This is a genomic window from Streptomyces sp. ALI-76-A, assembly GCF_030287445.1.
Lineage (GTDB): Bacteria > Actinomycetota > Actinomycetes > Streptomycetales > Streptomycetaceae > Streptomyces.
The window spans coordinates 5310865-5335380 of record NZ_JASVWB010000002.1 but is presented as its reverse complement, the minus strand read 5'-3'; the positions used below and the strand labels follow the sequence as shown (position 1 = coordinate 5335380).

Here is a 24516-nt window from a genome sequence, read left to right as displayed (position 1 = left end):
ACCGGCTACCGGCCCCGAACTCAGCGCCGCGCATCCCGCCACGCCCCCGGGATCGCCCCCGCCACGTCATGCGCCCCCACCGGCGCCCCATCCGCCACCAACCGCCCCGCCAGCCCGTGCAGATACGCCCCCACACTCCCCGCGTCCCGCGCCGACAGCCCCGCCGCCAGCAACGACCCCGTCAGTCCCGACAGCACGTCCCCACTCCCCGCCGTGGCCAGCCAGGACGTCCCCGTCGCGTTCACCCGCACCGCCGCCCCTCCCCCGGGATCGGCCACCAACGTCGTCGACCCCTTCAGCAGCACGGTCGCCCCGTACCGCCCCGCCAACTCCCGTACCGAGTCCAGCCGGGCCCGCTCGACCTCCTCCCGGGCCACCCCGAGCAGCGCCGCCGCCTCCCCGGCGTGCGGAGTCATCAGCGTCGGCGCCGCCCGCCCCCGCACCGCCTCCGCGTCCGCCAGCCGCAGCCCGTCCGCGTCGATCAGCACCGGCACGTCCGCCGCCAGCACCTCGGCCACCGTCCCGGCGTCGTCCCCCGCGCCCGGTCCGACGACCCACGCCTGCACACGCCCCGCCTTCCGCGGCCCCTGGTCCGACACGAGCGTCTCCGGGAAGCGCGCGATGACCGCGTCACCGGCGGGCCCCACGTACCGCACCGCCCCGGCGCCGCCCCGCAGCGCCCCCGACACCGCGAGCACCGCCGCCCCCGGATACCGCGCCGAGCCGGCCGCGATCCCGACGACGCCCCGCCGGTACTTGTCGCTCTCCGCCCCCGGCACCGGCAGCAGCCGCGCCACGTCCGCGTGCTGCAACGCCTCCAGTGCGGGTGTGTCCGGCAGTTCCAGCCCGATGTCGACGAGCCGCACCGACCCGGCGTACTCCCGCGCCGGGTCGACCAGCAGCCCCGGTTTGTGCGTCCCGAAGGTGACGGTCAGGTCGGCCCGTACGGCGGCCCCGTGCACCTGACCCGTGTCGACGTCGACCCCGCTCGGCAGGTCGACGGCGACGACGGCGGCCCGGGACCGCTCCGCGGCGGCGGCCAACGGCACGGCGTCCGGCCGCAGTCCGCCCTCACCCCCGATGCCGACGATCCCGTCGACGACGAGGTCCGCCCGGCCGATCAGCTCCTCGCCCTTGTCCACCCCGGCGACGCTCCCGCCCGCCCGCCGCAGCGCGGTCAGCCCTCCGGCATGGGCCCGCCCGGGCGTGAGCAGCACCGCCGTGACCCCGGCGCCCCGGCGCGCCAGCCGGGCCCCGGCGTACAGGGCGTCGCCGCCGTTGTCGCCGCTGCCCACCAGGAGCACGACCCGGCTGCCGTAGACCTTCCCCAGCAACTCCGCGCAGGCCGCCGCGAGTCCGGCCGCCGCGCGTTGCATCAGCGCCCCGTCCGGAAGCCGTCCCATCAGCTCCCGCTCGGCCGCCCTTACCGTCTCCACGCTGTACGCAGTACGCATGCGTTCGAGTCTGCCGCAGAACGCGCTGACGCAGGCGCGGGCCCGGACAGGACATCAGGGACCCACCCCCGATCGAAGTCCCGTCACCGACGTGAAAGGCCGCTCACGCCACAGCCATTGACGCGGTGCCGCCCCGTTGCCACACTCACGGCCCCCCACACATGAATCGATTCAGTCGAATCGTTTCGACGACAGGACGGACCCCATGGGACGCAGAGCCGCACTCATCGCCGCCTCCGGCACCGTCGCCCTCCTCGCCACCGGCGCCCTCACCGCGCCCAGCATCGCCACCGCGGCCCCCACCGCGCCCGCGGCCCCCGTCGGCGCGGCAGCCGCCTGCGGCGAGGGTTCCTACCAGGCCGAGGCGGTCCTCAGCGGCAGTACCTGGACCGCCCGCCGCGGCAGCGGCACCGTCTACACCGGCACCGACCTGCGCGCCGCCGTCCAGGCGGCCGTCAACAGCCTCACCGCCGGCCGCACCGCCAAGGAACGCGTCGTGGTCCGCGGCTCGGGCTCGATGTCCGCCGGCTCGCGCATATCCCTGCCGAGCTACACCGCCCTCGACGTATGCGGCACCATCAACGTCACCGGCACCGGCTCCGGCGACCAGGCCCCGGTCTACTCCCGCGGCACCCGGGACATCGAGGTCCAGCACCTCAACCTCACCGGCAGTCCGCTGTACGGCGTCTTCCTGCGCAACGTGCAGAACGTGGTCCTCGGTCAGCTCGACATGCGCCTGTCACGCGGTCTCGGCGTCCGCATCGACAACCGGGGCGACACCAGCCAGTGGACGCGCAACGTCCGTATCGACAACGTCTACGTCTCCGGGGCCTCCAGCCACGCGGTGGAGACGTACGGCGTCGACGGCCTCACCGTCGGCACGGTCACGGCACGCAACGTGGGCGAGTCGGGCCTGCTGCTCAACCAGACCGTCAACGCCACGGTCACCAAGGTCGACGCGGACGGCGCGGGTGCCGGCACCGGTTACGCGGCCTTCCGCATGGCCAACCGCAACGGCCGGGTCGGCAGCTCGTACCCCACCAACATCCGCGTGGGCGAGGTCATCGCCCGCGGCGGCGGACGCGGCGTGTTCTGCGTGTCCGAGAGCGGCGGCGCGGTCATCGACCGGGTGAACCTCTCCAACACCGGCAACAACGCGATCCTGGTCGAGAACTGCTACAACGTGAACATCGCCGCCCAGAGCGGCACGGTCACCGGCGGCGGCGAGATCCGGCTGGCGGCCCGCTCGGAGTTCCCGAACAACTCCGACATCACGATCCAGAACCTGAGGGTGACCAACTCCGCGATCCGCGAGAACCCCTGCGGCACGAACACCACGTTCCGCAACAACACCCTGGTCAACAGCACCCAGTCGATCTGCTGACGCGGGCGACCTCGACCGCTCACTTGCGCCGAGCACGCAACACGACACAGAGCACGGCGACGATCACGGCGAAGACTGCGACAAACACCAGCGCGTCCTGCCCGTTGTCGACGGGAGCGTACTTCCCGTCGGCCGACGTCACCACTACGCCGATCACCGGCACCCCCAGCGTCATCGTCGACAAAATCCCCGCCGCCCGGGCCCCGGCCCGGGCGGCGGCTCGCTCTCAGCGCCTGCCCCCGGTACCGGGAGACAACACCACCAGCGCGGCACCTCACCCCTCCGCGATCACCACCGCCGACGCCACCCCCGCGTCATGGCTGAGCGAGACGTGCCAGGACCGCACCCCGAGTTCCGCCGCCCGTGCCGCGACCGTCCCGGTGACCCGCAGCCGCGGCTGCCCGCTGTCCTCGACGTAGACCTCGGCGTCGGTCCAGTGCAGACCGGCCGGGGCGCCCAGCGCCTTGGCGAGCGCCTCCTTCGCGGCGAACCGCGCGGCGAGCGAGGCGACACCCCGCCGCTCCCCACTGGGCAGCAGCAACTCGCTCTCCAGGAACAGCCGCTGCGCCATGCCGGGCGTACGCTCCAGCGACGCCCGGAACCGGTCGATCTCCGCCACGTCGATACCGACCCCGATGATGCTCATGCCGAGCACCCTACGATCCGTCCGCCGATCGCGGGCTCGTCTCCCCCGTGACCAGACGTGACCAGATCGGCCTGATGGGCCGCGGTGAGGGCACGATCCAGAAAACGGGTCAGCAGATCCGCGTCGCCACACAGACTGACGCCCCGGTGCAGTTCCTTGGAGAACCCGACACCGCGCGTGTCCAGGACCCGCAGTACCGCCGCCGCCCAGGCCGAGAGGTACCCGGCGGCGAAGCCCGCGGCCCACTGCGCGGGTTCCTCACCCTCGCCCACCGCGTCGGCGCGCACCCGCGCCACGTCCTCGACGCGCAGAACTCCGCGCTGCCTGAGTCCCTCCAGCCCGAACAGGAAGTCACCGGCCACCTTGTCCTCAGGGATGCCCAACGCAAGGCACGTGGTCGAGAACCGGTAGAGATCGAGCAACTCCGGCGGCTCGTCCGGTGGCCTTCCCTGCGGGTCGTCTTGCTGACCGCCTTGCTGACCGGCCAACGCTCAGTCCTGTTCCGGACTGGCCCCCGGAACCTCCGGGTCCTCGACGAACAGGTCCTCGGCCCGCTCGACCGTGCGGGAGCGCTCCAGCCAGGCGTCCATGCGGTCGAGATCGGTGCAGGTGGTGATGCGTTCGCGCACACTGTCCGACACGGGAATGCCGCGCACCTCCAGCACGAACAAGATCGAGCGGCGACACACGTTCACGCCGCCGAGATCAGCTCGCACCACACGTACTTGCCCCGGTTGCCGTGCCTGGCCAGCGGATGCCATCCCCACAGGTCGGCGCAGGCCCGCACCAGCGCGAGTCCCCGCCCCTGCTCCGACTCGCCGAGCTGCTCCAACGCCCGGGGCGGCTCGGGCGGTTCCGGATCCGCGTCCCAGGCCCCGATCCGCAGCACCCCCGCCGACCAGCGCACCCGGAGCGCGGCCGGGCCTTTGGTGTGCCGTACGGCGTTGGAGACCAGCTCGGTGGCGAGCAGCTCCGCGACGTCGACCAGGCCGATCAGCCCGTGCATCGTCAGGATCAGGCGGAGGGTACGGCGGCTGACGGTGACGGCCCGGAGGTCGTTCGGGATGTACAGGCAGTACTCCCACGACTCGGTCCCGCTCTCGCTTTCACTCTCGGGCATGCGTGAACTCCGTTCACATGATGGGGGGGGTTGAGGCCGGCGGGCGGTGGCAGTGCCGTCACCGTCATGGCAGGACGGGGCGGTGCGCTTCCGGGATCCCGGCTGTTCCGCAGCGTGTGCGTCGCATCACTGACGGTAGGGGTTAATCTTTCGGTTGGGCAAGTCGATCGCGTAATCTGCCTCCCACGAGGAGGAGCAATCGATGACGACCAGGCGTGAACCAACGGCCCGTCAGCTGCGCCTGGCGGTCGAACTTCGGCGACTCCGTGACGCCGCAGGTCTCAGCGCCCGCGAGGCAGCAGCGCTGCTCGGCGTGAACCCCGTGCAGCTGAGCCACATCGAGTCCGGCTCCTCAGGGGTGAGCGAAGAGCGCCTACGCCGCCTCGCATCCCACTACGCCTGCACGGATGAGGAGTTCATCGACGCGCTGGTCGCGATGGCCACCGATCGAACACGGGGTTGGTGGGAGGAATACCGGGGTTTGCTGCCCACCCCGTTCCTGGACCTGTCCGAGCTGGAGCACCATGCTCGGTTCGAACGCCAGGTTTCCGTCCTGTATGTGCCTGGCCTGCTGCAGACGGAGGCTTATGCGCGCGCGGTGTTCCAGTCAAGGCTTCCTGAACTCACCAGGCAGGAGATCGAGTTGCGCATCCAGCACCGAATGGCCCGCCAGAGCATCAGGATCCCGCACGAAGTGGTCATCCACGAGGCGGCACTTCGGATCAGGGTCAGCGATCGAGCCACCTCGTATGCTCAGCTCACCCGGCTCCTTGAGCTCTCCGAAGCAGACCACGTCACCTTGCGCGTCATCCCGTTCGACGTAGACGGCTTCGCCACTGCCGGGAGCACCATGACGTACGTCGGTGGTCCCGTTGCCAAACTGGACACAGTCGTGCGTGACGCACCCCATGGCTCAGTCCTGATCGACTCCGAAGCCCAACTCAACACCTACCGAACGACTTTCCGTGCCGTAGAGGCCTCTGCACTCGATCCCGAACGGTCACGCGAACTCATCCACAAGCTGACGAAAGAGCTGTGAGGCACCCAATGGACAACTGGCGGAAGTCCTCCTACTCAGGCGCGGGCGACGGCAACGAGTGCGTGGAGATCGCGACCTCCCCCACCCACATAGCCATCCGCGACTCGAAGACCCCGGCCAGAGCCACCCTCGCCTTCCCCACCGAGGCCTTCACCACCTTCGTGGACGCCCTCAAGCGCGGCCCCTACTCCACCGTCACCGACTTCGCCAGGTTCCGCGGCTGATCCACCTCGTTGCCCCGGGCCGTCGCCAGCTCACAGGCGAAGACCTGCAACGGCACCGTCGCCACCAGCGGCTGCAACAAGGTCGGCGTGGCCGGGATCCGGATCAGGTGGTCGGCGTACGGCACCACCGCCTCGTCGCCCTCCTCCGCGATGACGATCGTCCGCGCCCCCCGCGCCCGGATCTCCTGGATGTTGGACACGATCTTGTCGTGGAGCACGGACCGTCCCCGCGCCGGCGGCACGACCACCACCACCGGCACGTCGTCCTCGATCAGCGCGATCGGCCCGTGCTTCAGCTCGCCCGCCGCGAAGCCCTCGGCGTGCATGTAGGCGAGTTCCTTCAGCTTCAGCGCGCCCTCCAGCGCGACCGGATACCCCACGTGCCGCCCCAGGAACAGCACCGTGTCCTTCGCGGCGAGCGACCGCGCCAGGGCCCGTACCGGCTCCATCGTCTCCAGGACCCGCTCGACCTCGCCGGAGATCTGTGACAGGTCCCGGATCACCGCCCCGATCTCGTCGCCCCACTTCGTGCCCCGCACCTGCCCCAGATACAGCGCGACCAGATAGCAGGCGACCAGCTGCGTCAGGAACGCCTTGGTCGAGGCGACCGCGACCTCCGGGCCCGCGTGGGTGTACAGCACCGCGTCCGACTCGCGGGAGATCGTCGAACCGTTGGTGTTGCAGATCGCCAGCACCTTGGAGCCCTGCTCGCGGGCGTGCCGCAGCGCCATCAGGGTGTCCATGGTCTCGCCGGACTGCGAGATGGCGATCACCAGGGACCGCGCGTCGAGGATGGGGTCGCGGTAGCGGAACTCGCTCGCCAGCTCCACCTCGCAGGGGATCCGGGTCCAGTGCTCGATGGCGTACTTGGCGATCAGCCCGGCGTGGAAGGCCGTACCGCACGCGACGACGACGACCTTGTCGATCTCCCGCAGCTCCCCGAGGGGGATCCGGACCTCGTCCAGCGTCAGCGAACCGGCCGCGTCGATGCGCCCCAGCAGCGTGTCGGCGACCGCCTTGGGCTGCTCGGCGATCTCCTTGAGCATGAAGTAGTCGTAGCCGCCCTTCTCGGCGGCCGACGCGTCCCAGTCGACGTGATACGCGCGCACGTCGGCCGGGCCGCCGTCGAAGTCGGTCACCGTCACCCCGTCCCGGCGCAGCTCCACCACCTGGTCCTGGCCCAGCTCGATCGCCGACCGGGTGTGGGCGATGAACGCGGCGACGTCCGAGGCGAGGAAGGACTCGCCGTCCCCGACGCCCACCACGAGCGGCGAGTTCCGCCGGGCCCCCACGACCACGTCCGGCTCGTCCGCGTGCGCGGCGACCAGGGTGAACGCGCCCTCCAGCCGTCCGCACACCAGCCGCATCGCCTCCGCCAGGTCGGCGCAGGAGGAGAACTCCTCGGCGAGCAGATGCGCCACCACCTCGGTGTCCGTCTCGGAGCCCAGCGCGTGCCCGCGCTCCGCCAGCTCGGCCCGCAGCGCGGCGAAGTTCTCGATGATCCCGTTGTGCACGACGGCGACCCGGCCCGCGTTGTCGAGATGCGGATGTGCGTTCGCGTCCGTCGGCCCGCCGTGCGTGGCCCACCGCGTGTGCCCGATACCGGTCGTCCCGGCCGGCAGCGGCCGGTCGGCCAGCTCCTTCTCCAGGTTCACCAGCTTCCCGGCCTTCTTCGCCGCCGCCAGCCCGCCGTCGGCGAGCACGGCGACGCCCGCCGAGTCGTACCCCCGGTATTCCAGTCGCTTCAGTCCGGCCATCACGACATCGAGCGCCGACTGCGACCCCACGTATCCCACGATTCCGCACATGGGCGGCAGCCTACGCACGCCGTCCGGCCCGAAAGGGCTCCCGCGTGCCCGGAATCGGAAATTCCCACCGTCGTACGAACCCCCCGACACGCGCGCTGCCCACGAAAGGCCGAGGGTGACGGACCCCACCCGCCGCCCCGTTCAAACTCCGTTAACAATGGACTGTGATCTCTCCGGTCTCCCCGATGCCCCGGAGCGCCCACCGGCAGAGGCCGGAGGCGACTCCCTACGTCGATCTCACCCGAGCAGAGTGGAGTGTGCTGCGCGAGAAGACGCCCCTGCCGCTGACCGCCGAGGAGGTCGAGAAGCTGCGCGGCCTCGGTGACGTCATCGACCTCGACGAGGTGCGGGACATCTACCTCCCGCTGTCCCGGCTCCTCAACCTCTACGTCGGCGCGACGGACGGTCTCAGAGGCGCGCTGAACACCTTCCTCGGCGAACAGGGCTCCCAGTCCGGCACCCCGTTCGTCATAGGAGTGGCCGGCTCCGTCGCCGTGGGGAAGTCCACGGTGGCCCGTCTTCTCCAGGCCCTGCTCTCCCGCTGGCCCGAGCACCCGCGCGTCGAACTCGTCACCACGGACGGCTTCCTGCTGCCCACCAGGGAACTGGAAGCCCGCGGCCTGATGTCGCGGAAAGGTTTCCCCGAGTCCTACGACCGCCGCGCGCTCACCCGCTTCGTCGCCGACATCAAGGCGGGCAAGGAAGAGGTCACGGCACCCGTCTACTCCCACCTCATCTACGACATCGTCCCGGACCGGCGCCTCGCGGTCCGCCGCCCCGACATCCTGATCGTCGAGGGCCTGAACGTCCTGCAACCCGCCCTGCCCGGCAAGGACGGCCGCACCCGGGTCGGTCTCGCCGACTACTTCGACTTCAGCGTGTACGTCGACGCCCGCGTCGAGGACATCGAGCGCTGGTACCTCAACCGCTTCAAGAAGCTGCGCGCGACGGCCTTCCAGAACCCGTCCTCGTACTTCCGCAAGTACACCCAGGTCTCCGAGGAGGAGGCCCTCGACTACGCTCGCACGACCTGGCGGACGATCAACCGGCCCAACCTCGTGGAGAACGTGGCCCCCACCCGCGGCCGCGCCACCCTCATCATCCGCAAGGGAGCGGACCACAAGGTACAGCGCCTGAGCCTGCGGAAGTTGTGACCGCTAGTCTGCGGCCATGCTGCATCTGCGCCTCATCACTCCGTCCGGCAAGACCGACGAAGTGGTCCACCTGATCGAGGAGACGGTCGGCACCACTCACCTCGTCGTCATGCCGGGCGCCGCCCGCAACCCGGCCGGCGACGTGGTGATGTGCGACGTAGCCCGTGAGGCCGGTGACGAACTCCTCAGCGGGCTACAGAAGTTGGGTCTCGACAGCAGCGGCTCCATCGCCGTGGAGAACATAGACCTCTCGCTGTCCAAGCGCGCCGACCAGGCCGAGGCGGACGCACCCGGTGAGGGCGCGGACGCGGTCCTGTGGGAGCACCTGACCGAGGCGACCCACGAGGAGTCGACCCTCTCCGTCACCTACCTCGCGTTCATCACGCTGGCCACGATGATCGCGGCCTGCGGTGTGGTGCTGGACAACGCGGTCCTGATCGTGGGCGCGATGGCGGTGGGCCCGGAGTTCGGCCCGCTGGCGGGCATCTGCACGGCGGCCGTGCAGCGCGCGCCGCGCCTGGCGCTGCGCTCACTGATCGCCCTGCTGGTGGGCTTCGCCGTGGCGATGGTGGTGACGGTCGGCTTCAGCCTCTTCATGGACGCCGTCGGCCTGTTCACCGAGGACAAGTTGGAAGCCGACCGGCCCAACACCGGCTTCATCTACGCCCCCGACTGGTTCTCCTTCGTCGTGGCGGTGCTCGCCGGAGCCGCCGGCACCCTCTCCCTGACCTCCGCCAAGTCCGGCGCCCTGGTCGGCGTGGCCATCTCGGTGACCACGGTCCCCGCCGCCGCCAACGCGGCCGTGGCCCTCATCTACACCGACACCAACCAGGCCTGGCGCTCAACAGAACAACTCCTGCTGAACCTCCTGGGCATCATCCTGGCCGGCACCCTCACCCTCCTCCTCCAGAAGTCCCTCTGGACCGCCCAACGCAAACGATCAGCTTCCTAGACCGCCCTCCCAGGGGCGCGAGGAACCACGCGACCGGCCTCCCCCCAGGAGCGCGGGCAACCCCGCAACCAGCCTCCCCCCAAGGGGCGCGGGGAACTGCGCGACCAGCCACAACGAGCCCGCACCCCGCCCCCTACAGCACCCCCACCCCGAACCCGGCGGACCAGGCCCACCGGGCCACCCGGGCCACCGGGGCCACCCGGGCCACCGGGGCCACCCGGGCCACCGGGGCCACCCGGACCCCCCGCACCGGGCCCCGCACCGGGACCCCACCCCCCACCTACCCCAACGCCGACTTCACCACGTCAGCCAACCGCCCCGCCACAGACCGAGCCTGGTCGATATCCGCCGCCTCCACCATCACCCGCACCAACGGCTCCGTCCCCGACGGCCGCAACAGCACCCGCCCGGTCTCACCGAGCTCCCGCTCCGCGTCCGCGACGGCCGTCGCGAGTTCCGCGGACGTCCCGACCCGGGACCGGTCGACATCGGGAACGTTGACCAGGACCTGCGGCAGCCGCTCCATCACCGCCGCCAGCTCCCGCAGCGACCGCCCGCTCTCCGCGACCCGCGCCGCCAGCAGCAGCCCGGTCAGCGTGCCGTCACCCGTGGTCGCGTGATCCGAGATGATCACATGCCCGGACTGCTCCCCGCCGAGCGCGTAGTCGTGCTCCTTCATCTCCTCCAGCACGTACCGGTCCCCCACGGCCGTCTGGACGATCTTGAGCCCCTCGCGCTCCAGCGCCAGCTTGAAGCCCAGGTTGGACATGACGGTGGCGACGACCGTGTCGGCGCGCAGCGCTCCACGCTCCCGCATGGCCAGCGCGAGGACGGCCATGATCTGGTCGCCGTCCACTTCCTCACCGGTGTGGTCGACGGCCAGGCACCGGTCCGCGTCCCCGTCGTGCGCGATGCCGAAGTGGGCGCCGTGCTCGACGACCGCGGCCTTCAGCAGGCCGAGGTGGGTGGACCCGCAGCCGTCGTTGATGTTGAGCCCGTTCGGGTCGGCACCGATCGTGACGACCTCGGCGCCGGCCCGCGTGAACGCCTCGGGCGAGACCAGGGAGGCCGCGCCGTGCGCCTCGTCGAGGACGATCCTCAGCCCGTCGAGCCGGTTGGGCAGCACCCCGACGAGGTGGGCGACGTACTGGTCGAGCCCTTCCTCGTACGCGCGCACGCGTCCCACACCCGCACCGGTCGGCCGGTCCCACGGGGCGCCGGTGCGGTGCTCCTCGTAGACCGCCTCGATCCGCTCCTCCAGCTCGTCGTCGAGCTTGTGGCCGCCGCGGGAGAGGAACTTGATGCCGTTGTCGGGCATGGCGTTGTGGCTGGCGGACAGCATCACGCCGAGATCGGCGCTGAGTGCGGCCGTGAGGTACGCCACGGCGGGCGTCGGCAGCACACCCACGCGCAGGACGTCCACGCCCGCGCTGGCGAGGCCCGCGACCACCGCGGCCTCCAGGAACTCCCCGGACGCGCGCGGGTCCCGTCCGACCACGGCGATCGGCCGGTGGCCCGCGAAGGTGCCCGCCTCGGCCAGTACGTGCGCCGCGGCGACGGAGAGGCCGAGGGCCATCTCCGCCGTCAGATCCGCGTTGGCGACACCGCGCACGCCGTCCGTGCCGAAGAGTCGTCCCACTTGTCCTCCTGAGGAAGCGTCAGTGACGGGAGCCGTTCCCGGCGGCGCGCCTTCGTCCAAGGACACCGCCACGGCTCCCGCATCCCAGGCATTCCATGCCTGAACATCCGATCACACAAGCCTTTGAGCACCTTGTGCCGTTATACGCCCAAAGCTGGGTGATAAACGAACGCCCCGGCGGCACAATGGCGTGCCGCCGGGGCGTTCGGAGTACGTACGAGCGAGCTCGTATGCGTACGAGCAGGCAGCGAAGCTTAGCGCTTGCTGTACTGCGGGGCCTTGCGGGCCTTCTTGAGACCGGCCTTCTTGCGCTCGACCGCACGGTCGTCGCGACGGAGGAAGCCGGCCTTCTTCAGGGCGCCACGGTTGTTGTCGACGTCCGCCTCGTTCAGCGCGCGGGCGACACCGAGACGGAGCGCACCGGCCTGGCCGGAGACGCCGCCACCGGCGATGCGGGCGATGACGTCGTAGCGGCCCTCGAGCTCGAGCACCTTGAAGGGCTCGTTGACTTCCTGCTGGTGCACCTTGTTGGGGAAGTAGTCCTCAAGGGTGCGACCGTTGATCTTCCACTTGCCGGAGCCCGGAACGATCCGGACGCGGGCGATGGCGTTCTTGCGACGGCCCAGGCCGGCGGCCGGCTGCGGGTCGCCGAAGCGGGAAGCCATGGACTCCGAGGTGTACTCGCCCTCGACGGGCACCTCGGACTCGGTGGTGTAGCTGTCGATGTCGACGGTCTCGTCGAGCGGCTGCTCGGCAGTGGTCTCGGCCACGATTCTCCTCAGATTCTGTTCAGTCTTAGGGGGTGGCCGGACTTACTGCGCGACCTGGGTGATTTCGAACGGCACCGGCTGCTGGGCAGCGTGCGGGTGCTGGTCGCCCCTGTAGACCTTCAGCTTCGACAGCATCTGGCGGCCCAGGGTGTTCTTGGGGAGCATGCCCTTGACGGCCTTCTCGATGGCCTTCTCGGGGTTCTTGTCGAGCAGCTCGTCGTAACGGACGGAGCGCAGACCACCCGGGTAACCGGAGTGGCGGTACGCCAGCTTCTGGGTGCGCTTGTTGCCGGAGAGGTGCACCTTGTCGGCGTTGATGATGACGACGAAGTCACCGGTGTCGACGTGAGGCGCGTAGATCGGCTTGTGCTTGCCCCGCAGAAGGGTGGCGGCGGTGGTGGCGAGACGACCCAGGACGATGTCCTGAGCGTCGATGACGTGCCACTGGCGCGTCACATCGCCGGGCTTGGGGCTGTACGTACGCACGGTTCGTAGCCTTCGCTTCGAGTGAATGGTCCTGACAAGGTCACCGAAACGATCACGACAGCCTGGACCGCACTGCGGCGACGCATACCGCGTACGTGGGGTCGCTGGTCATCGGCCCGGTGGACCGGTGTAAGGGCCCGTCCCGTGAGAATGAGCAAGCCAATACACAACGAACATGCAGGATACCCGCGCTGCCCCAGATGGGTCAAAACGAGGTCACTGCCGTTGGCCGAGTCGATTCTACTGGCATCCGGCGCTCCCCCGCCCACCCGTGCCGCACGACGGTGAACGTCAGGACACACAGCGTGAAGGAGTCCTTGAACGCCCGGCGCCGCAGCGGCTCCAGATACGGCCAGCTCAGGCCCGGCACCTGGGGCAGCAGCGCCAGCCAGAACCAGGGACGGCGGGCGACCGAGCCCGGGCACGGGAGCCCGGCGAGCAGCAGCGGGACGACGACCAGCAGGTAGTGGTCGTACGACGGCCGGGAGACCAGGAACGCCGACAGCATCAGGGCCGCCGCCGTCTCCGTCAGCCGCAGCGGCTCCGGGCCCGGGCCCGGGCGGCACCAGCGCCGGTACGCGCACAGCACCCCCGCAGCCGCGGCCGGCAGCGCCAGCAGCCCGGCCACCGGCCCCGGCACCCCCAGCCGGGACAGCACGGCCGCCGGGGAGGCCTCGTAGAGCCGTACGAAGCCGTCGTCGCCGTGCAGCAGGAACGGCAGGGTGCGGGTGAAGAAGCCCGCCGGGTCGGGCAGCAGCAGGGCACAGACGGTGGACGCGAGCGCCGGCACCGCGATCAGGGCCGCGAGGGCCCGCCAGCGGCGCGCGAACAGGAACAGCAGCGCCAGCGGGGCGAGCAGCGGCTTCAGCGCGACGGCCGCGCCGATCACCGCGCCCGCCGCCACCCACCGGCCCCGGCCCGCCAGCAGCAGGGCCAGCGGCAGGGCCAGCGCGGCCGTCGCGGTCCAGTTGCCCAGCAGGACCAGATGGCCGAAGGGCGCGAAGCCCACCGCCAGCGCGGCCAGGCCCAGTGCGGCGAAACGGCTGTCCAGCGGCACCCGGTACAGCCGCAGGGCGCAGACCCAGCCGAGGACGAGGCAGCCGGTCACCGCGAACGGCACCAGGACGCGCAGCACCCCCGACGGCAGCAGGGCCTGCGGAGCCGCCGCGAGCACGGCGCTCGGCAGATAGAGGAAGTGCGGATCGTCATACGGGGAGCCCCCGGCCAGCCAGGTGCGCGCGGCCCGCACCACGATCGCGTTGTCCATCCCTCCGTCCGAGGTCAGCCGTGCCGTGCGCACCGCCGTCGCGCCCAGCACGGCCACGAGCGCCGCCCACAGATGCCGGCTCGCCCTTCGTACCAACCACCCGGAGATGTCGCTTTTGCGGTCGCTCATCGTCTGAACGCTAGGGGCTCCAGAGCTCCTTGAGACGGACCGGCACACCGCTCACCCCGTCTAAGATGCGCCCCATGAGCTTTGGGCAGCAGGGGGGACCCCCGTCCCAGTGGGATCCCTGGAAACCGCAATCCCAGCAGCAGCCGTGGGACGGCGGCGCCGGGCAGGGGCCGGACTGGGCCGCGCTCGCCGAGGCGTCCGAGACGCGCAACAAGCGGCGCCGGCTGTTGCTGATCGGCGGCGGCGCGCTCGCCACGATGGCGATCGGCACGGCCGTGGCCATGGCCGTGGTGTCGGCCAACGGCAACGACGAGTCGTCGAACAAGCCGAACTCCCAGCTGCCGCCGACCGCGGACATCCCGAGCGGATCCGGCACCGGCGCCCCGTCGTTCGCGCCGACCAGCGCCCCGCCCCCGCTGGATCCGAAGGAGTTCGTCGCCAGCAAGGCCAAGGACACGGCTCCGCTCGCCCCGGACATCCTGTTCCCGGGCACGCAGCTGACCATGGGCACGACCGTCTACAAGAAGGGCCCGAAGGCCGACACCACGAGCTGCGCGACGGCCGCCAAGGGCACCCTGGCGAAAGTCCTCAACGACAACGGCTGCACCCGCCTGCTGCGCGTCACCTACACCAAGGACGGCGTCGCGGTGACGGTCGGCGTCGCGGTCTTCGACACGGAGGCGGCGGCGCTCAAGGCCAAGGGCCAGGCGGACGAGAAGAGCATCGTCGCCTCGCTGGCCGGCGGCGGCGTCAAGGCCTTCTGCAACTCGGCCGTCTGCCGCTCGACCACCAACTCCTACGGCCGGTACGCCTACTTCACCATCGCCGGCTTCACCAACGGCAAGGACGTGACGACGAAGGACACGGCGGTCTTCTCCACCGGCGACGACCTGGCCGAGTTCACGTTCCGTCAGATCCGCCGTCGCGGCGAGGCCCAGGCGTCCGCCGCGGCGAGCGAGTAGCGCGCGTCCGGGGGCCGGTTCAGCAGCAGCCGGCCCCGGGCAGCGACCGCTTGTTCCGCGCCTCCTTGTTGCGCGCGGCCAGCAGTCCGTCGGCCGGGTAGCCGACCTCCTCCAGCGTCAGCCCGTGCGGCCGTACGACATGCACGGCCGAGTCCCGCACGCCGGCCGCCAGCACCTTCGCCGGCCAGTCGGGCCCGCGGTGGCCGTCCCCCACGAACAACAGCGCCCCGATGAGCGAGCGCACCATGTTGTGGCAGAAGGCGTCGGCGCGGACGGTGGCGGTGATGATCCCGTCGTCGTCCCTGCGCAGGCTCAGCTCCTGGAGCGTCCGGATGGTGGTCGCCCCCTCCCGCCGCTTGCAGTAGGCGGCGAAGTCGTGCTCCCCGAGCAGCCCGCGCGCGGCCTCGTTCATGGCGTCGACGTCCAGCGGCCAGTCGTGCCAGAGCACATGGCCGCGCAGCAGCGGGTCCACGCCACCGGGATGGTCGGTGACGCGGTACGCGTACCGCCGCCAGACGGCCGAGAAACGGGCGTTGAAGCCGTCGGGGGCCTCGGCGAGGGACCACACCCGCACGTCCTTGGAGAGCCGCCCGGCGAGCCGCTTGAGCAGCTTCTCCCGGTGCTCGGCCCACAGCTCGCCGGGCAGGTCGACATGGGCCACCTGCCCGCGCGCGTGCACCCCGGCATCGGTCCGCCCGGCCACGGTCAGCTCGTACGTGGTGTCGTTCGACCGCGTCACGGTCCGCAGGGCGTCCTCGATCTCCCCCTGCACGGTCCGCCGTCCCCCGGCCTGCTTGGCCCACCCGGAGAAGGCGGTCCCGTCGTACGAGAGGTCCAACCGCACCCGCACGAACCCGGCCTCGACTTCGTCACTCACCCAGAGATCCTCTCAGCACACACAGAAGCGGGCCCGCCCCCCGGAAGGAACGGACCCGCCAACGCCCCGAGGGGCGCGGGAACTGCGCGACGAGCCACGACGAAGCCGCACCCGCCCACGGATCAGTCCCCGGCAGAACGCTTACGCGTCCTTGGACTCCTCGGCCGGAGCCGCGTCCTCGTCGGCCTTGGTCGTGTCGACCTTGGTCTCCTCGGCGGCCGGAGCCTCGGCGTCCTTGGCGGCACGCTTGGTGGCGGCCTCGGCCTCGCCGGTCGCCTCCTGCGCCACCGTCAGCGCCTCGACCAGCTCGATGACAGCCATGGGCGCGTTGTCGCCACGGCGGTTACCGATCTTGGTGATACGGGTGTAACCACCCGGACGGTTCTCGTAGCGCGGGCCGATCTCGGTGAAGAGCGTGTGCACGATGCTCTTGTCCGTGATCACCTGGAGCACCTGACGGCGGTTGTGAAGGTCGCCCTTCTTCGCCTTGGTGACCAGACGCTCGGCGTACGGGCGCAGCTTGCGCGCCTTCGCCTCGGTGGTCGTGATCTTGCCGTGCTCGAAGAGCGACTTCGCGAGGTTCGCGAGGAGCAGCTTCTCGTGCGCGGCACTGCCGCCCAGACGGGCACCCTTGGTGGGCTTCGGCATGGTCTTTCTCCTCAGTGTCTGCCCCGGCCGTATCAGGTACCGGAGTCAGTATCCGAGCGGGCGGTCGCCCGTCGAAGATCCGGGAGCAGCCCCCGAAGGGGCGTTCCCGGAAGGGGCGCGGGGAGCTGCGCGACAAGCCGCAGCGCTCCCACACCCGAGTACGGACCGGATGGCCCGAGCTCTTAGTACTGCTCGGTCTCCACGAAGCCCGCGTCCGCGTCGTCGTCCGCGCCGAACGCGTCGGCGGCGGCGGTCGGGTCGAACCCGGGAGGCGAGTCCTTGAGCGCGAGGCCCATGCCGGCGAGCTTCGCCTTGACCTCGTCGATGGACTTCGCGCCGAAGTTGCGGATGTCCAGCAGGTCCGCCTCGGAACGGGCCACGAGCTCGCCCACCGAGTGGATGCCCTCGCGCTTGAGGCAGTTGTACGACCGGACGGTGAGCTCCAGCTCCTCGATCGGCAGCGCGAGATCGGCGGCGAGGGCGGCGTCCGTGGGGGACGGGCCCATGTCGATGCCCTCGGCGTCGATGTTGAGCTCGCGCGCCAGACCGAACAGCTCCACCAGCGTCTTGCCGGCGGACGCCATGGCGTCACGGGGACGCATGGCCTGCTTGGTCTCGACGTCGACGATCAGCTTGTCGAAGTCGGTGCGCTGCTCGACACGGGTCGCCTCGACCTTGTACGTGACCTTCAGCACCGGGCTGTAGATGGAGTCGACCGGGATACGGCCGATCTCCTGGCCCACCTGCTTGTTCTGCACGGCGGAGACGTAACCGCGGCCGCGCTCGACCGTCAGCTCCATCTCCAGCTTGCCCTTGCCGTTGAGCGTGGCCAGGACGAGGTCGGGGTTGTGCACCTCGACACCGGCCGGGGGCGCGATGTCGGCGGCGGTGACCAGACCCGGGCCCTGCTTGCGCAGGTACATCACGACCGGCTCGTCGTGCTCCGAGGAGACGACCAGCTGCTTGATGTTGAGGATCAGGTCGGTGACGTCCTCCTTGACGCCCGGCACGGTGGTGAACTCGTGCAGGACACCGTCGATACGGATGGACGTGACCGCCGCACCCGGGATCGAGGAGAGGAGCGTACGACGCAGGGAGTTGCCGAGGGTGTAGCCGAAGCCCGGCTCCAGCGGCTCGATCACGAACCGGGAGCGGAACTCGTCGACGACCTCTTCGGTCAGGGACGGACGCTGAGCAATCAGCATGGGGTGTTCCTTCTGTCAGGGGCGCCCGCTATTTGACGCCCTGATGCACCGGGCCAGGCCCGATGGTGCTACGTGCAACGGTACGGGCGATACGGCCCCGAAGAGCCATACCGCCCGAGAACCTCAGACCAGGCAGCCGTGCGTCGGGTCAGACGCGGCGGCGCTTGGGCGGACGGCAGCCGTTGTGCGGGGTCGGCGTGACGTCCTGGATGGAGCCGACCTCGAGACCGGTCGCCTGGAGCGAACGGATGGCGGTCTCACGACCGGAACCCGGGCCCTTGACGAACACGTCCACCTTGCGCATGCCGTGCTCCTGCGCGCGGCGGGCGGCCGACTCGGCGGCCATCTGCGCGGCGAAGGGGGTCGACTTGCGCGAGCCCTTGAAGCCGACGTGGCCGGCGGAGGCCCAGGAGATCACGTTGCCCGAGGGGTCCGTGATCGAGACGATGGTGTTGTTGAACGTGCTCTTGATGTGCGCGTGCCCGTGAGCGACGTTCTTCTTTTCCTTGCGGCGCACCTTCTTGGCAGCGCCCTGACGACCCTTGGGGGGCATCTATAACTCCTACGGGAGGTGGTCGGTCCTACAGCGAAGACCGCTGATAAGCGTCCGCTGAGGACTACTTCTTGCCCGGCTTCTTCTTGCCGGCGATGGCGCGACGCGGGCCCTTGCGGGTACGGGCGTTCGTGCTGGTGCGCTGACCGCGGACAGGCAGACCGCGGCGGTGACGCAGACCCTGGTAGGTACCGATCTCGACCTTGCGGCGGATGTCGGCCTGGATCTCGCGACGGAGGTCACCCTCGGTCTTGATGTTGTTGTCGACGTACTCGCGGATCGCGACGAGCTGTTCCTCGGAGAGGTCGCGAACACGGGTGTTCGGGTCCACGTCCGTGGCAGCGAGCGTCTGCTGCGAGAGAGTCCGGCCGATGCCGAACACGTAGGTGAGGGCGATCTCCACGCGCTTTTCGCGCGGAATGTCAACACCGGAAACGCGTGCCATTCAATGGCTCCAGTTGATCTTCGGAGGTCTTCCACAGAACCGGCTCCCAGCCGCCGTACCAGGTACGAACTGGGTCCCCGGCCTCCGAACCGGGGGTGTCAGGCGATCACGTGTGATGCCTGGGTTCCGCGTATGAACGAAATACAGCTCGCGTCGCGCGAAGTTCTGCGAAGTCGCAGAGGGTGGTCGTGCGTCAGCCCTGGCGCTGCTTGTGGCGCGGGTTCTCGCAGATGACCATGACCCGGCCGTGACGGCGGATCACCCTGCACTTGTCGCAGATCTTCTTGACGCTCGGCTTGACCTTCATGGGGTGAGGTTCTCCGGGTCAGTGCCACCACCCCGCCGAAACGGGGCACCGGCAAGATCTACTTGTACCGGTAGACGATCCGGCCACGCGTCAGGTCGTACGGAGACAGCTCCACCACGACCCGGTCGTCAGGGAGGATACGGATGTAGTGCATACGCATCTTGCCGCTGATGTGCGCCAGGACCTGGTGGCCGTTCTGGAGCTCGACCTTGAACATGGCGTTCGGAAGAGACTCGACGACAGTGCCCTCGATCTCGATGGCACCTTGCTTCTTGGCCACGCTTCGCCCTTCGAATCGACTACCTTGATCGACTCCCTTTGCTTCCCTTACGGGCGCATGCGGACATGCGGGTGCACGAGAGCCGACGAGTCAGTCTACGTCAGCGCACCCGGAAAGACGAATCGAGAGAGTCTGCCCCGGGCCGGAGATCTCTAAGCACACGTCGGCCGTCGACCCAGCCCGGCGCCGGGCGCCCTGAAGGGCGCGCGGACATGCGCGGGGAGATGCGCCGGGAAGAGCGCCGGCGTCCCCCACCACCCCCCGCGGCGGTCGTGCGGAGGGCCCCAGGGGCCGAGAGCGCGCTCAGGCGAGCGGATCCGGCGCCGCCGTGATCCCGTGCTCCGCGAGCTTCGCCCTGCCGCCGTCCGGAGCGGTCAGGACCAGCGGGCCCTCCTCCGTCAGCGCGACCGAGTGCTCCCAGTGGGACGACCACGTGCCGTCGGTCGTGATGACCGTCCAGTCGTCCGGGAGGACCTCGGTCTTCGGGGTGCCCAGGGAGACCATCGGCTCGATGGCGAGGCAGAAGCCGGGGACCAGCTTGGGGCCCTTGCCGCGGCGGCGGTCGACGTAGTTCAGCAGGTGCGGGTCCATGTGCATCTCGGTGCCGATGCCGTGGCCGCCGTAGTCCTCGATGATGCCGTAGCGGCCGCCGCCGGGCTTGGGCTGGCGGCGGATGTACGTCTCGATGGCGCGGGAGACGTCCACCAGCCGGTTGCCCTGCTTCATGGCCGCGATGCCGGCCCACATCGACTCCTCGGTCACCCGGGAGAGCTCGATCAGCTCCGGGGCGTGACCGGATCCCACGAAGGCCGTGTAGGCCGCGTCACCGTGCCAGCCGTCGATGATCGCGCCGCAGTCGATGGAGATGACGTCCCCGTCCTTGAGGACGACCTCGTCGGACGGGATGCCGTGCACGACGACCTCGTTGACCGAGGTGCAGATCGTCGCCGGGAACCCGCCGTAGCCGAGGAAGTTCGGCTTCGCGTTGTGCTCCGCGAGCACCTTGCGGGCGACCTGGTCCAGGTCCCTGGTCGTGGCCCCGGGGACCGCAGCCTCACGCGTCGCCGCGTGGATGGCGGCGACGACCAGCCCCGCCTCACGCATCTTGGCGATCTGCTCGGGGGTCTTGATCTGCACCATGGCGGCGGAAGCCTTTCTCGGACCGGGGAGAGGGACGGGTGCCTTCAACGATACGTGCACCCACGCAGCAGCCGCGGCCCCCGGAAGGGAACCGCGGCTGCGACGACGTACGGAACGACCACGAGGAACGCTAGGCGGCGTCGCCCTCACGCTGGAGCGCCTCCATGGCGCGCGCGGTGACGTCCTCCACCTTGCCGAGCGCGGAGATCGTGACCACCAGGCCCTGCGCCTTGTAGTAGTCGATGATCGGCTCGGTCTGCGTGTGGTAGACCTCCAGCCGCTTGCGGACGGTCTCCTCGGAGTCGTCGTCGCGCTGGTACAGCTCCCCGCCGCAGACGTCGCAGACGTCCGCCTGCCTGGGCGCCTTGTACGACACGTGGAAGACGTGCGCCGAGTCGTTGCGGCAGATGCGCCGGCCGGCGATCCGCTTCACGACCTCCGCCTCCGGTACCTCCAGGTCCAGCACCGCATCCAGCTTCATGCCCTCGGAGTGCAGCATCTCGTCCAGCGCCTCGGCCTGCGAGACGTTGCGCGGGAAGCCGTCGAGCAGGAAGCCGTTGTCCGCGTCGGGCTGCTCCATGCGGTCCTTGGCCATGCCGATGGTGACCTCGTCGGGGACGAGGTTACCGGCGTCCATGAAGGACTTCGCCAGCTTGCCGAGTTCCGTCTGCTTGCTGATGTTGGCCCGGAACAGGTCGCCCGTGGAGATGTGCGGGATCGACAGGTTGCGAGCGAGAAACGCGGCCTGCGTTCCCTTACCGGCGCCCGGCGGCCCGACGAGGACGATACGCATCAGCGGAGGAACCCTTCGTAATTGCGCTGCTGAAGCTGACTCTCGATCTGCTTCACCGTCTCGAGACCCACACCCACGATGATCAGGATGCTGGTCCCGCCGAACGGGAAGTTCTGGTTTGCCCCGAAACCAGCCAACGCCATCGTCGGCACGAGAGCGATCAGCCCCAAGTACAGCGAACCCGGCCAGGTGATCCGGTTGAGCACGTACGACAGGTACTCAGCGGTCGGTCGGCCAGCCCGGATGCCCGGGATGAAGCCACCATACTTCTTCATGTTGTCGGCGACTTCTTCGGGGTTGAAGGAGATCGCCACGTAGAAGAACGCGAAGAAAACGATGAGGAAGAAGTACAGGGTGATGTAGTACGGGTGGTCCCCCTTGACGAGGTGGGCCTCGATCCAGGTCTTCCACCCCGAGGTCCCGCTGGAGAACTGCGCGACCAGGGCCGGGATGTAGAGCAGCGACGAGGCGAAGATAACGGGGATCACACCCGCCTGGTTCACCTTGAGCGGGATGTAGGTCGACGTACCGCCGTAGGAACGGCGGCCGATCATCCGCTTCGCGTACTGGACCGGGATGCGGCGCTGTGCCTGCTCGACGAAGACCACCAGGCCGACCATGACCAGGCCGACGAGGATGACCGTGCCGAACTCGATCCAGCCGTCGGCCAGCGAGCCCTGGGTCTTGATGGCCCACAGCGCGGACGGGAAGGTCGCGGCGATCGAGATGAACATCAGGATCGACATGCCGTTGCCGATGCCGCGGTCGGTGATGAGCTCACCGAGCCACATGACGACGGCCGTGCCGGCGGTCATGGTGATGACCATGACGATGGTGGTGAAGATCGCGCGGTCCGGAACGATGCTCCCGGCGACGGTGCAGCCGGAGAACAGGGCGCCGCTGCGGGCGGTGGCCACCAGGCCGGTGCCCTGCAGGATGGCGAGTGCCACGGTCAGGTAGCGCGTGTACTGAGTGATCTTCGCCGTACCGGCCTGGCCCTCCTTCTTGAGGGCTTCCAGGCGCGGGATCACGACGGTCAGCAGCTGGAGAATGATGCTCGCCGTGATGTACGGCATGATGCCGAGCGCGAAGATCGTGATTTGGAGCAGCGCGCCGCCGCTGAACATGTTGACGAGACCGAACAGGCCCTGGTTGCCGGACGCCTCGTCGACGCACTGCTGAACGGACGTGTAGTCGACGCCGGGGATCGGGACGTGGGTACCGACCCGGTAGACCACGATGATCCCGAGCGTGAAGAGCAGCTTCTTGCGCAGGTCGGGCGTCTTGAACGCCCGGGCGAACGCGGTGAGCACGGTGCCTCCTGCGACCCCCGCGCAACTGCGTCAAGGGTGACGGTCTTGAAGGTCCAATAAGAACAACGACAGGTTTAACGGTCGACTGCCGCCCAAGGTGCCCCATGGGAGGCACCTTGTGAAAGTGGGCAGTGCAGGTCACCTTACCGGCGGGACCGCCACCCTAGGAACGACCAACCGGGGATACCCCATTTGTGGGGTATCCCCGGTCGGGATCGCTCAAGTCATCAAGACGCCTGTGGTGTTCAGACGAGCTCGGTGACGGTACCGCCGGCGGCGGTGATCTTCTCCTTGGCGGAGCCGGAGACGGCGTCGACCGTCACCTGCAGCGCCACGGAGATCTCGCCCTGGCCGAGGACCTTGACGAGGCTGTTCTTGCGAACGGCACCCTTGGCGACGAGTCCCTCGACGGTGACCTCGCCACCCTCCGGGTACAGCGCGCCCAGCTTGTCGAGGTTCACGACCTGGTACTCGGTCTTGAACGGGTTCTTGAAGCCCTTCAGCTTCGGGAGACGCATGTGGAGGGGCATCTGCCCGCCCTCGAAGCGCTCCGGAACCTGGTAGCGGGCCTTCGTGCCCTTGGTACCACGACCAGCCGTCTTGCCCTTCGACGCCTCACCACGACCCACACGGGTCTTGGCGGTCTTGGCGCCCGGAGCGGGACGGAGGTTGTGGATCTTGAGCGGGTTGTTCTCCGCCATGATCAGTCGACCTCCTCGACCGTCACGAGGTGGCGGACGGTGTGCACCATGCCGCGGAACTCGGGACGATCCTCCTTGACGACCTGCGTGTTGATGCCCTTGAGACCAAGGGAGCGCAGGGTGTCACGGTGGTTCTGCTTGCTGCCGATGTACGACTTCGTCTGCGTGATCTTGAGCTGAGCCATTACGCAGCACCAGCCCCGGCACGCGCACGCAGCAGAGCCGCGGGAGCGACGTCCTCGAGGGGCAGACCACGGCGAGCCGCGATCTCCTCGGGACGCTGCAGGCCCTTCAGGGCCGCCACGGTCGCGTGCACGATGTTGATCGCGTTCGACGAGCCGAGCGACTTCGACAGGATGTCGTGCACGCCCGCGCACTCGAGCACGGCACGCACCGGGCCACCGGCGATGACGCCGGTACCGGGGGAAGCAGGCTTGAGCAGGACGACGCCCGCGGCCTTCTCGCCCGTGATCGGGTGCGGGATGGTGCCCTGGATACGGGGGACCTTGAAGAAGTGCTTCTTGGCCTCCTCAACACCCTTGGCGATGGCGGCCGGCACCTCCTTGGCCTTGCCGTAACCGACACCCACGGTGCCGTCACCGTCGCCCACCACGACCAGCGCGGTGAAGCTGAAGCGACGACCACCCTTCACAACCTTGGCGACGCGGTTGATCGCGACAACGCGCTCAACATAAGCGGTCTTCTCGGCGGCAGCTGCGCCGCCGTCACGGCCCTTCCGGTCCCGCCGCTCGCCGCCACCGGCACCGCCACCGCGGCGCTGGGGTCCAGCCATTGGAATTACCTCTCTCTGTTTCCGCTAGCTACGGAACCGGCTCAGAACTTCAGTCCGGCTTCGCGGGCGGCGTCCGCCAGGGCAGCGATGCGCCCGGCGTACTGGTTGCCACCACGGTCGAATACGACAGCCTCGACACCGGCGGCCTTGGCACGCTCGGCGACCAGGGCGCCGACCTGCTTGGCCTGCGAGGACTTGTCGCCCTCCGCACCGCGGATCGAGGTGTCCAGGGTGGACGCCGACGCAAGGGTGTGACCCTTGAGGTCGTCGATCACCTGGGCCACGATGTGGCGGTTCGAGCGGGTCACGACCAGACGAGGACGCTCCGCCGTACCGTTGATCGACTTGCGGATCCGGATGTGGCGGCGCTTGATCGCGGCGCGCTTGTAGGCGTCGCCCTTGAGGATCTTCTGTCCGTATGCCATGG

Annotated in this window: 31 protein-coding genes; 6 read left to right on the top strand and 25 right to left on the bottom strand. The window is 69.5% G+C overall.

What is annotated here, in order from left to right:
- Positions 1–20: 20 nt before the first annotated feature.
- Positions 21–1454 (bottom strand): NAD(P)H-hydrate dehydratase, encoded by a 1434-nt coding sequence (locus tag QQS16_RS25020; RefSeq protein ID WP_286064092.1) that lies wholly within the window; start codon positions 1452–1454, stop codon positions 21–23.
- 205 nt (positions 1455–1659) lie between these two features.
- Between QQS16_RS25020 and QQS16_RS25015 the strand changes: the two genes are divergently transcribed.
- On the top strand, positions 1660–2838 hold the full coding sequence (locus QQS16_RS25015; protein ID WP_286064091.1) for a hypothetical protein: 1179 nt from the start codon (positions 1660–1662) through the stop codon (positions 2836–2838).
- 19 nt (positions 2839–2857) lie between these two features.
- Here QQS16_RS25015 and QQS16_RS25010 read toward each other — a convergent pair whose 3' ends face one another.
- The 5 genes from QQS16_RS25010 to QQS16_RS24990 form a co-directional block, all read right to left on the bottom strand.
- Positions 2858–3013, bottom strand: coding sequence for a hypothetical protein (locus QQS16_RS25010; RefSeq protein ID WP_286064090.1), 156 nt, complete (start codon positions 3011–3013; stop codon positions 2858–2860).
- A 99-nt stretch (positions 3014–3112) separates the two neighbouring features.
- Entirely contained in the window at positions 3113–3484 is a 372-nt protein-coding gene (locus tag QQS16_RS25005) for a holo-ACP synthase (protein ID WP_286064089.1), read from the bottom strand.
- Positions 3481–3972 carry a hypothetical protein gene (locus QQS16_RS25000; protein ID WP_286064088.1) on the bottom strand — a complete coding sequence of 164 codons (492 nt, stop codon included), beginning with the start codon at positions 3970–3972 and terminating at the stop codon, positions 3481–3483. Before QQS16_RS25000 ends, QQS16_RS25005 begins: the two co-directional genes overlap by 4 nt.
- A gap of 3 nt (positions 3973–3975) precedes the next feature.
- Positions 3976–4179 (bottom strand): hypothetical protein, encoded by a 204-nt coding sequence (locus QQS16_RS24995; RefSeq protein ID WP_286064087.1) that lies wholly within the window; start codon positions 4177–4179, stop codon positions 3976–3978.
- On the bottom strand, positions 4176–4604 hold the full coding sequence (locus QQS16_RS24990) for an ATP-binding protein (protein WP_286064086.1): 429 nt from the start codon (positions 4602–4604) through the stop codon (positions 4176–4178). Before QQS16_RS24990 ends, QQS16_RS24995 begins: the two co-directional genes overlap by 4 nt.
- 202 nt (positions 4605–4806) lie before the next feature.
- On the opposite strand from QQS16_RS24990, the gene QQS16_RS24985 reads away from it, so the two are divergent.
- Positions 4807–5643 (top strand): helix-turn-helix domain-containing protein, encoded by an 837-nt coding sequence (locus QQS16_RS24985; protein ID WP_286064085.1) that lies wholly within the window; start codon positions 4807–4809, stop codon positions 5641–5643.
- 8 nt (positions 5644–5651) lie between these two features.
- Positions 5652–5867, top strand: a complete 216-nt coding sequence (locus QQS16_RS24980; protein ID WP_286064084.1) for a DUF397 domain-containing protein — start codon at positions 5652–5654, stop codon at positions 5865–5867.
- On the opposite strand, the gene glmS is transcribed toward QQS16_RS24980, so the two are convergent.
- A complete protein-coding gene (glmS, locus tag QQS16_RS24975) occupies positions 5828–7675 on the bottom strand; it encodes a glutamine--fructose-6-phosphate transaminase (isomerizing) (protein ID WP_286064083.1) in 1848 nt (615 codons plus the stop codon). The two genes, QQS16_RS24980 and glmS, sit on opposite strands and share 40 nt — an antisense overlap.
- A 185-nt stretch (positions 7676–7860) precedes the next feature.
- Between glmS and coaA the strand changes: the two genes are divergently transcribed.
- On the top strand, positions 7861–8829 hold the full coding sequence (gene coaA / locus QQS16_RS24970) for a type I pantothenate kinase (RefSeq protein WP_286064082.1): 969 nt from the start codon (positions 7861–7863) through the stop codon (positions 8827–8829).
- Positions 8830–8845: 16 nt separating this feature from the next.
- Positions 8846–9781, top strand: coding sequence for a DUF389 domain-containing protein (locus QQS16_RS24965; RefSeq protein ID WP_286064081.1), 936 nt, complete (start codon positions 8846–8848; stop codon positions 9779–9781).
- A gap of 280 nt (positions 9782–10061) precedes the next feature.
- Here the strand turns inward: QQS16_RS24965 and glmM are convergent, their stop codons facing one another.
- The 4 genes from glmM to QQS16_RS24945 all read right to left on the bottom strand — a co-directional run bounded on the left by glmM (position 10062) and on the right by QQS16_RS24945 (position 14072).
- The gene (gene glmM, locus QQS16_RS24960; RefSeq protein WP_286064080.1) at positions 10062–11420 is read right to left on the bottom strand and encodes a phosphoglucosamine mutase; all 1359 of its coding nucleotides are present in this window, start codon (positions 11418–11420) and stop codon (positions 10062–10064) included.
- A gap of 254 nt (positions 11421–11674) precedes the next feature.
- Positions 11675–12190 (bottom strand): 30S ribosomal protein S9, encoded by a 516-nt coding sequence (gene rpsI, locus QQS16_RS24955; RefSeq protein WP_286064079.1) that lies wholly within the window; start codon positions 12188–12190, stop codon positions 11675–11677.
- A gap of 42 nt (positions 12191–12232) precedes the next feature.
- Entirely contained in the window at positions 12233–12676 is a 444-nt protein-coding gene (rplM, locus tag QQS16_RS24950; RefSeq protein WP_286064078.1) for a 50S ribosomal protein L13, read from the bottom strand.
- 205 nt (positions 12677–12881) lie between these two features.
- On the bottom strand, positions 12882–14072 hold the full coding sequence (locus tag QQS16_RS24945) for a glycosyltransferase 87 family protein (protein WP_286064077.1): 1191 nt from the start codon (positions 14070–14072) through the stop codon (positions 12882–12884).
- Positions 14073–14146: 74 nt separating this feature from the next.
- On the opposite strand from QQS16_RS24945, the gene QQS16_RS24940 reads away from it, so the two are divergent.
- Positions 14147–15034, top strand: coding sequence for a hypothetical protein (locus QQS16_RS24940; protein ID WP_286064076.1), 888 nt, complete (start codon positions 14147–14149; stop codon positions 15032–15034).
- A gap of 19 nt (positions 15035–15053) precedes the next feature.
- On the opposite strand, the gene truA is transcribed toward QQS16_RS24940, so the two are convergent.
- The 14 genes from truA to rplR all read right to left on the bottom strand — a co-directional run bounded on the left by truA (position 15054) and on the right by rplR (position 24514).
- Positions 15054–15911, bottom strand: a complete 858-nt coding sequence (truA, locus tag QQS16_RS24935; protein WP_286064075.1) for a tRNA pseudouridine(38-40) synthase TruA — start codon at positions 15909–15911, stop codon at positions 15054–15056.
- Between the two features lie 141 nt (positions 15912–16052).
- Positions 16053–16559, bottom strand: coding sequence for a 50S ribosomal protein L17 (rplQ, locus tag QQS16_RS24930; RefSeq protein WP_286064074.1), 507 nt, complete (start codon positions 16557–16559; stop codon positions 16053–16055).
- A gap of 182 nt (positions 16560–16741) precedes the next feature.
- Positions 16742–17764 (bottom strand): DNA-directed RNA polymerase subunit alpha, encoded by a 1023-nt coding sequence (locus tag QQS16_RS24925; protein ID WP_003966937.1) that lies wholly within the window; start codon positions 17762–17764, stop codon positions 16742–16744.
- A 148-nt stretch (positions 17765–17912) separates the two neighbouring features.
- Positions 17913–18317 (bottom strand): 30S ribosomal protein S11, encoded by a 405-nt coding sequence (gene rpsK / locus QQS16_RS24920; protein WP_003956432.1) that lies wholly within the window; start codon positions 18315–18317, stop codon positions 17913–17915.
- Between the two features lie 64 nt (positions 18318–18381).
- Positions 18382–18762: a 30S ribosomal protein S13 gene (gene rpsM, locus QQS16_RS24915; RefSeq protein ID WP_286064073.1), complete on the bottom strand. Its 381-nt coding sequence runs from the start codon at positions 18760–18762 to the stop codon at positions 18382–18384.
- Positions 18763–18955: 193 nt separating this feature from the next.
- Positions 18956–19069, bottom strand: coding sequence for a 50S ribosomal protein L36 (rpmJ, locus tag QQS16_RS24910; protein WP_003998809.1), 114 nt, complete (start codon positions 19067–19069; stop codon positions 18956–18958).
- Between the two features lie 58 nt (positions 19070–19127).
- Positions 19128–19349 carry a translation initiation factor IF-1 gene (gene infA / locus QQS16_RS24905; RefSeq protein ID WP_003948620.1) on the bottom strand — a complete coding sequence of 74 codons (222 nt, stop codon included), beginning with the start codon at positions 19347–19349 and terminating at the stop codon, positions 19128–19130.
- A gap of 303 nt (positions 19350–19652) precedes the next feature.
- The gene (gene map, locus QQS16_RS24900) at positions 19653–20489 is read right to left on the bottom strand and encodes a type I methionyl aminopeptidase (RefSeq protein ID WP_286064072.1); all 837 of its coding nucleotides are present in this window, start codon (positions 20487–20489) and stop codon (positions 19653–19655) included.
- 130 nt (positions 20490–20619) lie between these two features.
- Positions 20620–21282 carry an adenylate kinase gene (locus QQS16_RS24895; RefSeq protein ID WP_286064071.1) on the bottom strand — a complete coding sequence of 221 codons (663 nt, stop codon included), beginning with the start codon at positions 21280–21282 and terminating at the stop codon, positions 20620–20622.
- Positions 21282–22595 carry a preprotein translocase subunit SecY gene (gene secY, locus QQS16_RS24890; protein ID WP_286064070.1) on the bottom strand — a complete coding sequence of 438 codons (1314 nt, stop codon included), beginning with the start codon at positions 22593–22595 and terminating at the stop codon, positions 21282–21284. Before secY ends, QQS16_RS24895 begins: the two co-directional genes overlap by 1 nt.
- Positions 22596–22840: 245 nt before the next feature.
- Positions 22841–23296, bottom strand: coding sequence for a 50S ribosomal protein L15 (gene rplO, locus QQS16_RS24885; RefSeq protein ID WP_030671797.1), 456 nt, complete (start codon positions 23294–23296; stop codon positions 22841–22843).
- 2 nt (positions 23297–23298) lie between these two features.
- Positions 23299–23481 (bottom strand): 50S ribosomal protein L30, encoded by a 183-nt coding sequence (gene rpmD, locus QQS16_RS24880; RefSeq protein WP_005481207.1) that lies wholly within the window; start codon positions 23479–23481, stop codon positions 23299–23301.
- Complete coding sequence (gene rpsE, locus QQS16_RS24875) at positions 23481–24089, bottom strand: 30S ribosomal protein S5 (RefSeq protein ID WP_007384078.1); 609 nt, start codon at positions 24087–24089, stop codon at positions 23481–23483. Before rpsE ends, rpmD begins: the two co-directional genes overlap by 1 nt.
- 41 nt (positions 24090–24130) lie before the next feature.
- Positions 24131–24514 (bottom strand): 50S ribosomal protein L18, encoded by a 384-nt coding sequence (rplR, locus tag QQS16_RS24870; RefSeq protein WP_286064068.1) that lies wholly within the window; start codon positions 24512–24514, stop codon positions 24131–24133.
- Between the last annotated feature and the right edge of the window lie 2 nt (positions 24515–24516).

Bases quoted from the DNA above. Each gene is read 5' to 3' on its own strand.
- QQS16_RS25020 (WP_286064092.1), bottom strand. From the start codon at position 1,454: ATGCGTACTGCGTACAGCGTGGAGACGGTAAGGGCGGCCGAGCGGGAG.
- QQS16_RS25015 (WP_286064091.1), top strand. From the start codon at position 1,660: ATGGGACGCAGAGCCGCACTCATCGCCGCCTCCGGCACCGTCGCCCTC.
- QQS16_RS25010 (WP_286064090.1), bottom strand. From the start codon at position 3,013: ATGACGCTGGGGGTGCCGGTGATCGGCGTAGTGGTGACGTCGGCCGAC.
- QQS16_RS25005 (WP_286064089.1), bottom strand. From the start codon at position 3,484: ATGAGCATCATCGGGGTCGGTATCGACGTGGCGGAGATCGACCGGTTC.
- QQS16_RS24990 (WP_286064086.1), bottom strand. From the start codon at position 4,604: ATGCCCGAGAGTGAAAGCGAGAGCGGGACCGAGTCGTGGGAGTACTGC.
- QQS16_RS24985 (WP_286064085.1), top strand. From the start codon at position 4,807: ATGACGACCAGGCGTGAACCAACGGCCCGTCAGCTGCGCCTGGCGGTC.
- QQS16_RS24980 (WP_286064084.1), top strand. From the start codon at position 5,652: ATGGACAACTGGCGGAAGTCCTCCTACTCAGGCGCGGGCGACGGCAAC.
- glmS (WP_286064083.1), bottom strand. From the start codon at position 7,675: ATGTGCGGAATCGTGGGATACGTGGGGTCGCAGTCGGCGCTCGATGTC.
- coaA (WP_286064082.1), top strand. From the start codon at position 7,861: ATGCCCCGGAGCGCCCACCGGCAGAGGCCGGAGGCGACTCCCTACGTC.
- QQS16_RS24965 (WP_286064081.1), top strand. From the start codon at position 8,846: ATGCTGCATCTGCGCCTCATCACTCCGTCCGGCAAGACCGACGAAGTG.
- QQS16_RS24945 (WP_286064077.1), bottom strand. From the start codon at position 14,072: ATGAGCGACCGCAAAAGCGACATCTCCGGGTGGTTGGTACGAAGGGCG.
- QQS16_RS24940 (WP_286064076.1), top strand. From the start codon at position 14,147: ATGAGCTTTGGGCAGCAGGGGGGACCCCCGTCCCAGTGGGATCCCTGG.
- rplQ (WP_286064074.1), bottom strand. From the start codon at position 16,559: ATGCCGAAGCCCACCAAGGGTGCCCGTCTGGGCGGCAGTGCCGCGCAC.
- QQS16_RS24925 (WP_003966937.1), bottom strand. From the start codon at position 17,764: ATGCTGATTGCTCAGCGTCCGTCCCTGACCGAAGAGGTCGTCGACGAG.
- rpsK (WP_003956432.1), bottom strand. From the start codon at position 18,317: ATGCCCCCCAAGGGTCGTCAGGGCGCTGCCAAGAAGGTGCGCCGCAAG.
- rpsM (WP_286064073.1), bottom strand. From the start codon at position 18,762: ATGGCACGCGTTTCCGGTGTTGACATTCCGCGCGAAAAGCGCGTGGAG.
- rpmJ (WP_003998809.1), bottom strand. From the start codon at position 19,069: ATGAAGGTCAAGCCGAGCGTCAAGAAGATCTGCGACAAGTGCAGGGTG.
- map (WP_286064072.1), bottom strand. From the start codon at position 20,489: ATGGTGCAGATCAAGACCCCCGAGCAGATCGCCAAGATGCGTGAGGCG.
- QQS16_RS24895 (WP_286064071.1), bottom strand. From the start codon at position 21,282: ATGCGTATCGTCCTCGTCGGGCCGCCGGGCGCCGGTAAGGGAACGCAG.
- rplO (WP_030671797.1), bottom strand. From the start codon at position 23,296: ATGGCGGAGAACAACCCGCTCAAGATCCACAACCTCCGTCCCGCTCCG.
- rpmD (WP_005481207.1), bottom strand. From the start codon at position 23,481: ATGGCTCAGCTCAAGATCACGCAGACGAAGTCGTACATCGGCAGCAAG.
- rpsE (WP_007384078.1), bottom strand. From the start codon at position 24,089: ATGGCTGGACCCCAGCGCCGCGGTGGCGGTGCCGGTGGCGGCGAGCGG.
- rplR (WP_286064068.1), bottom strand. From the start codon at position 24,514: ATGGCATACGGACAGAAGATCCTCAAGGGCGACGCCTACAAGCGCGCC.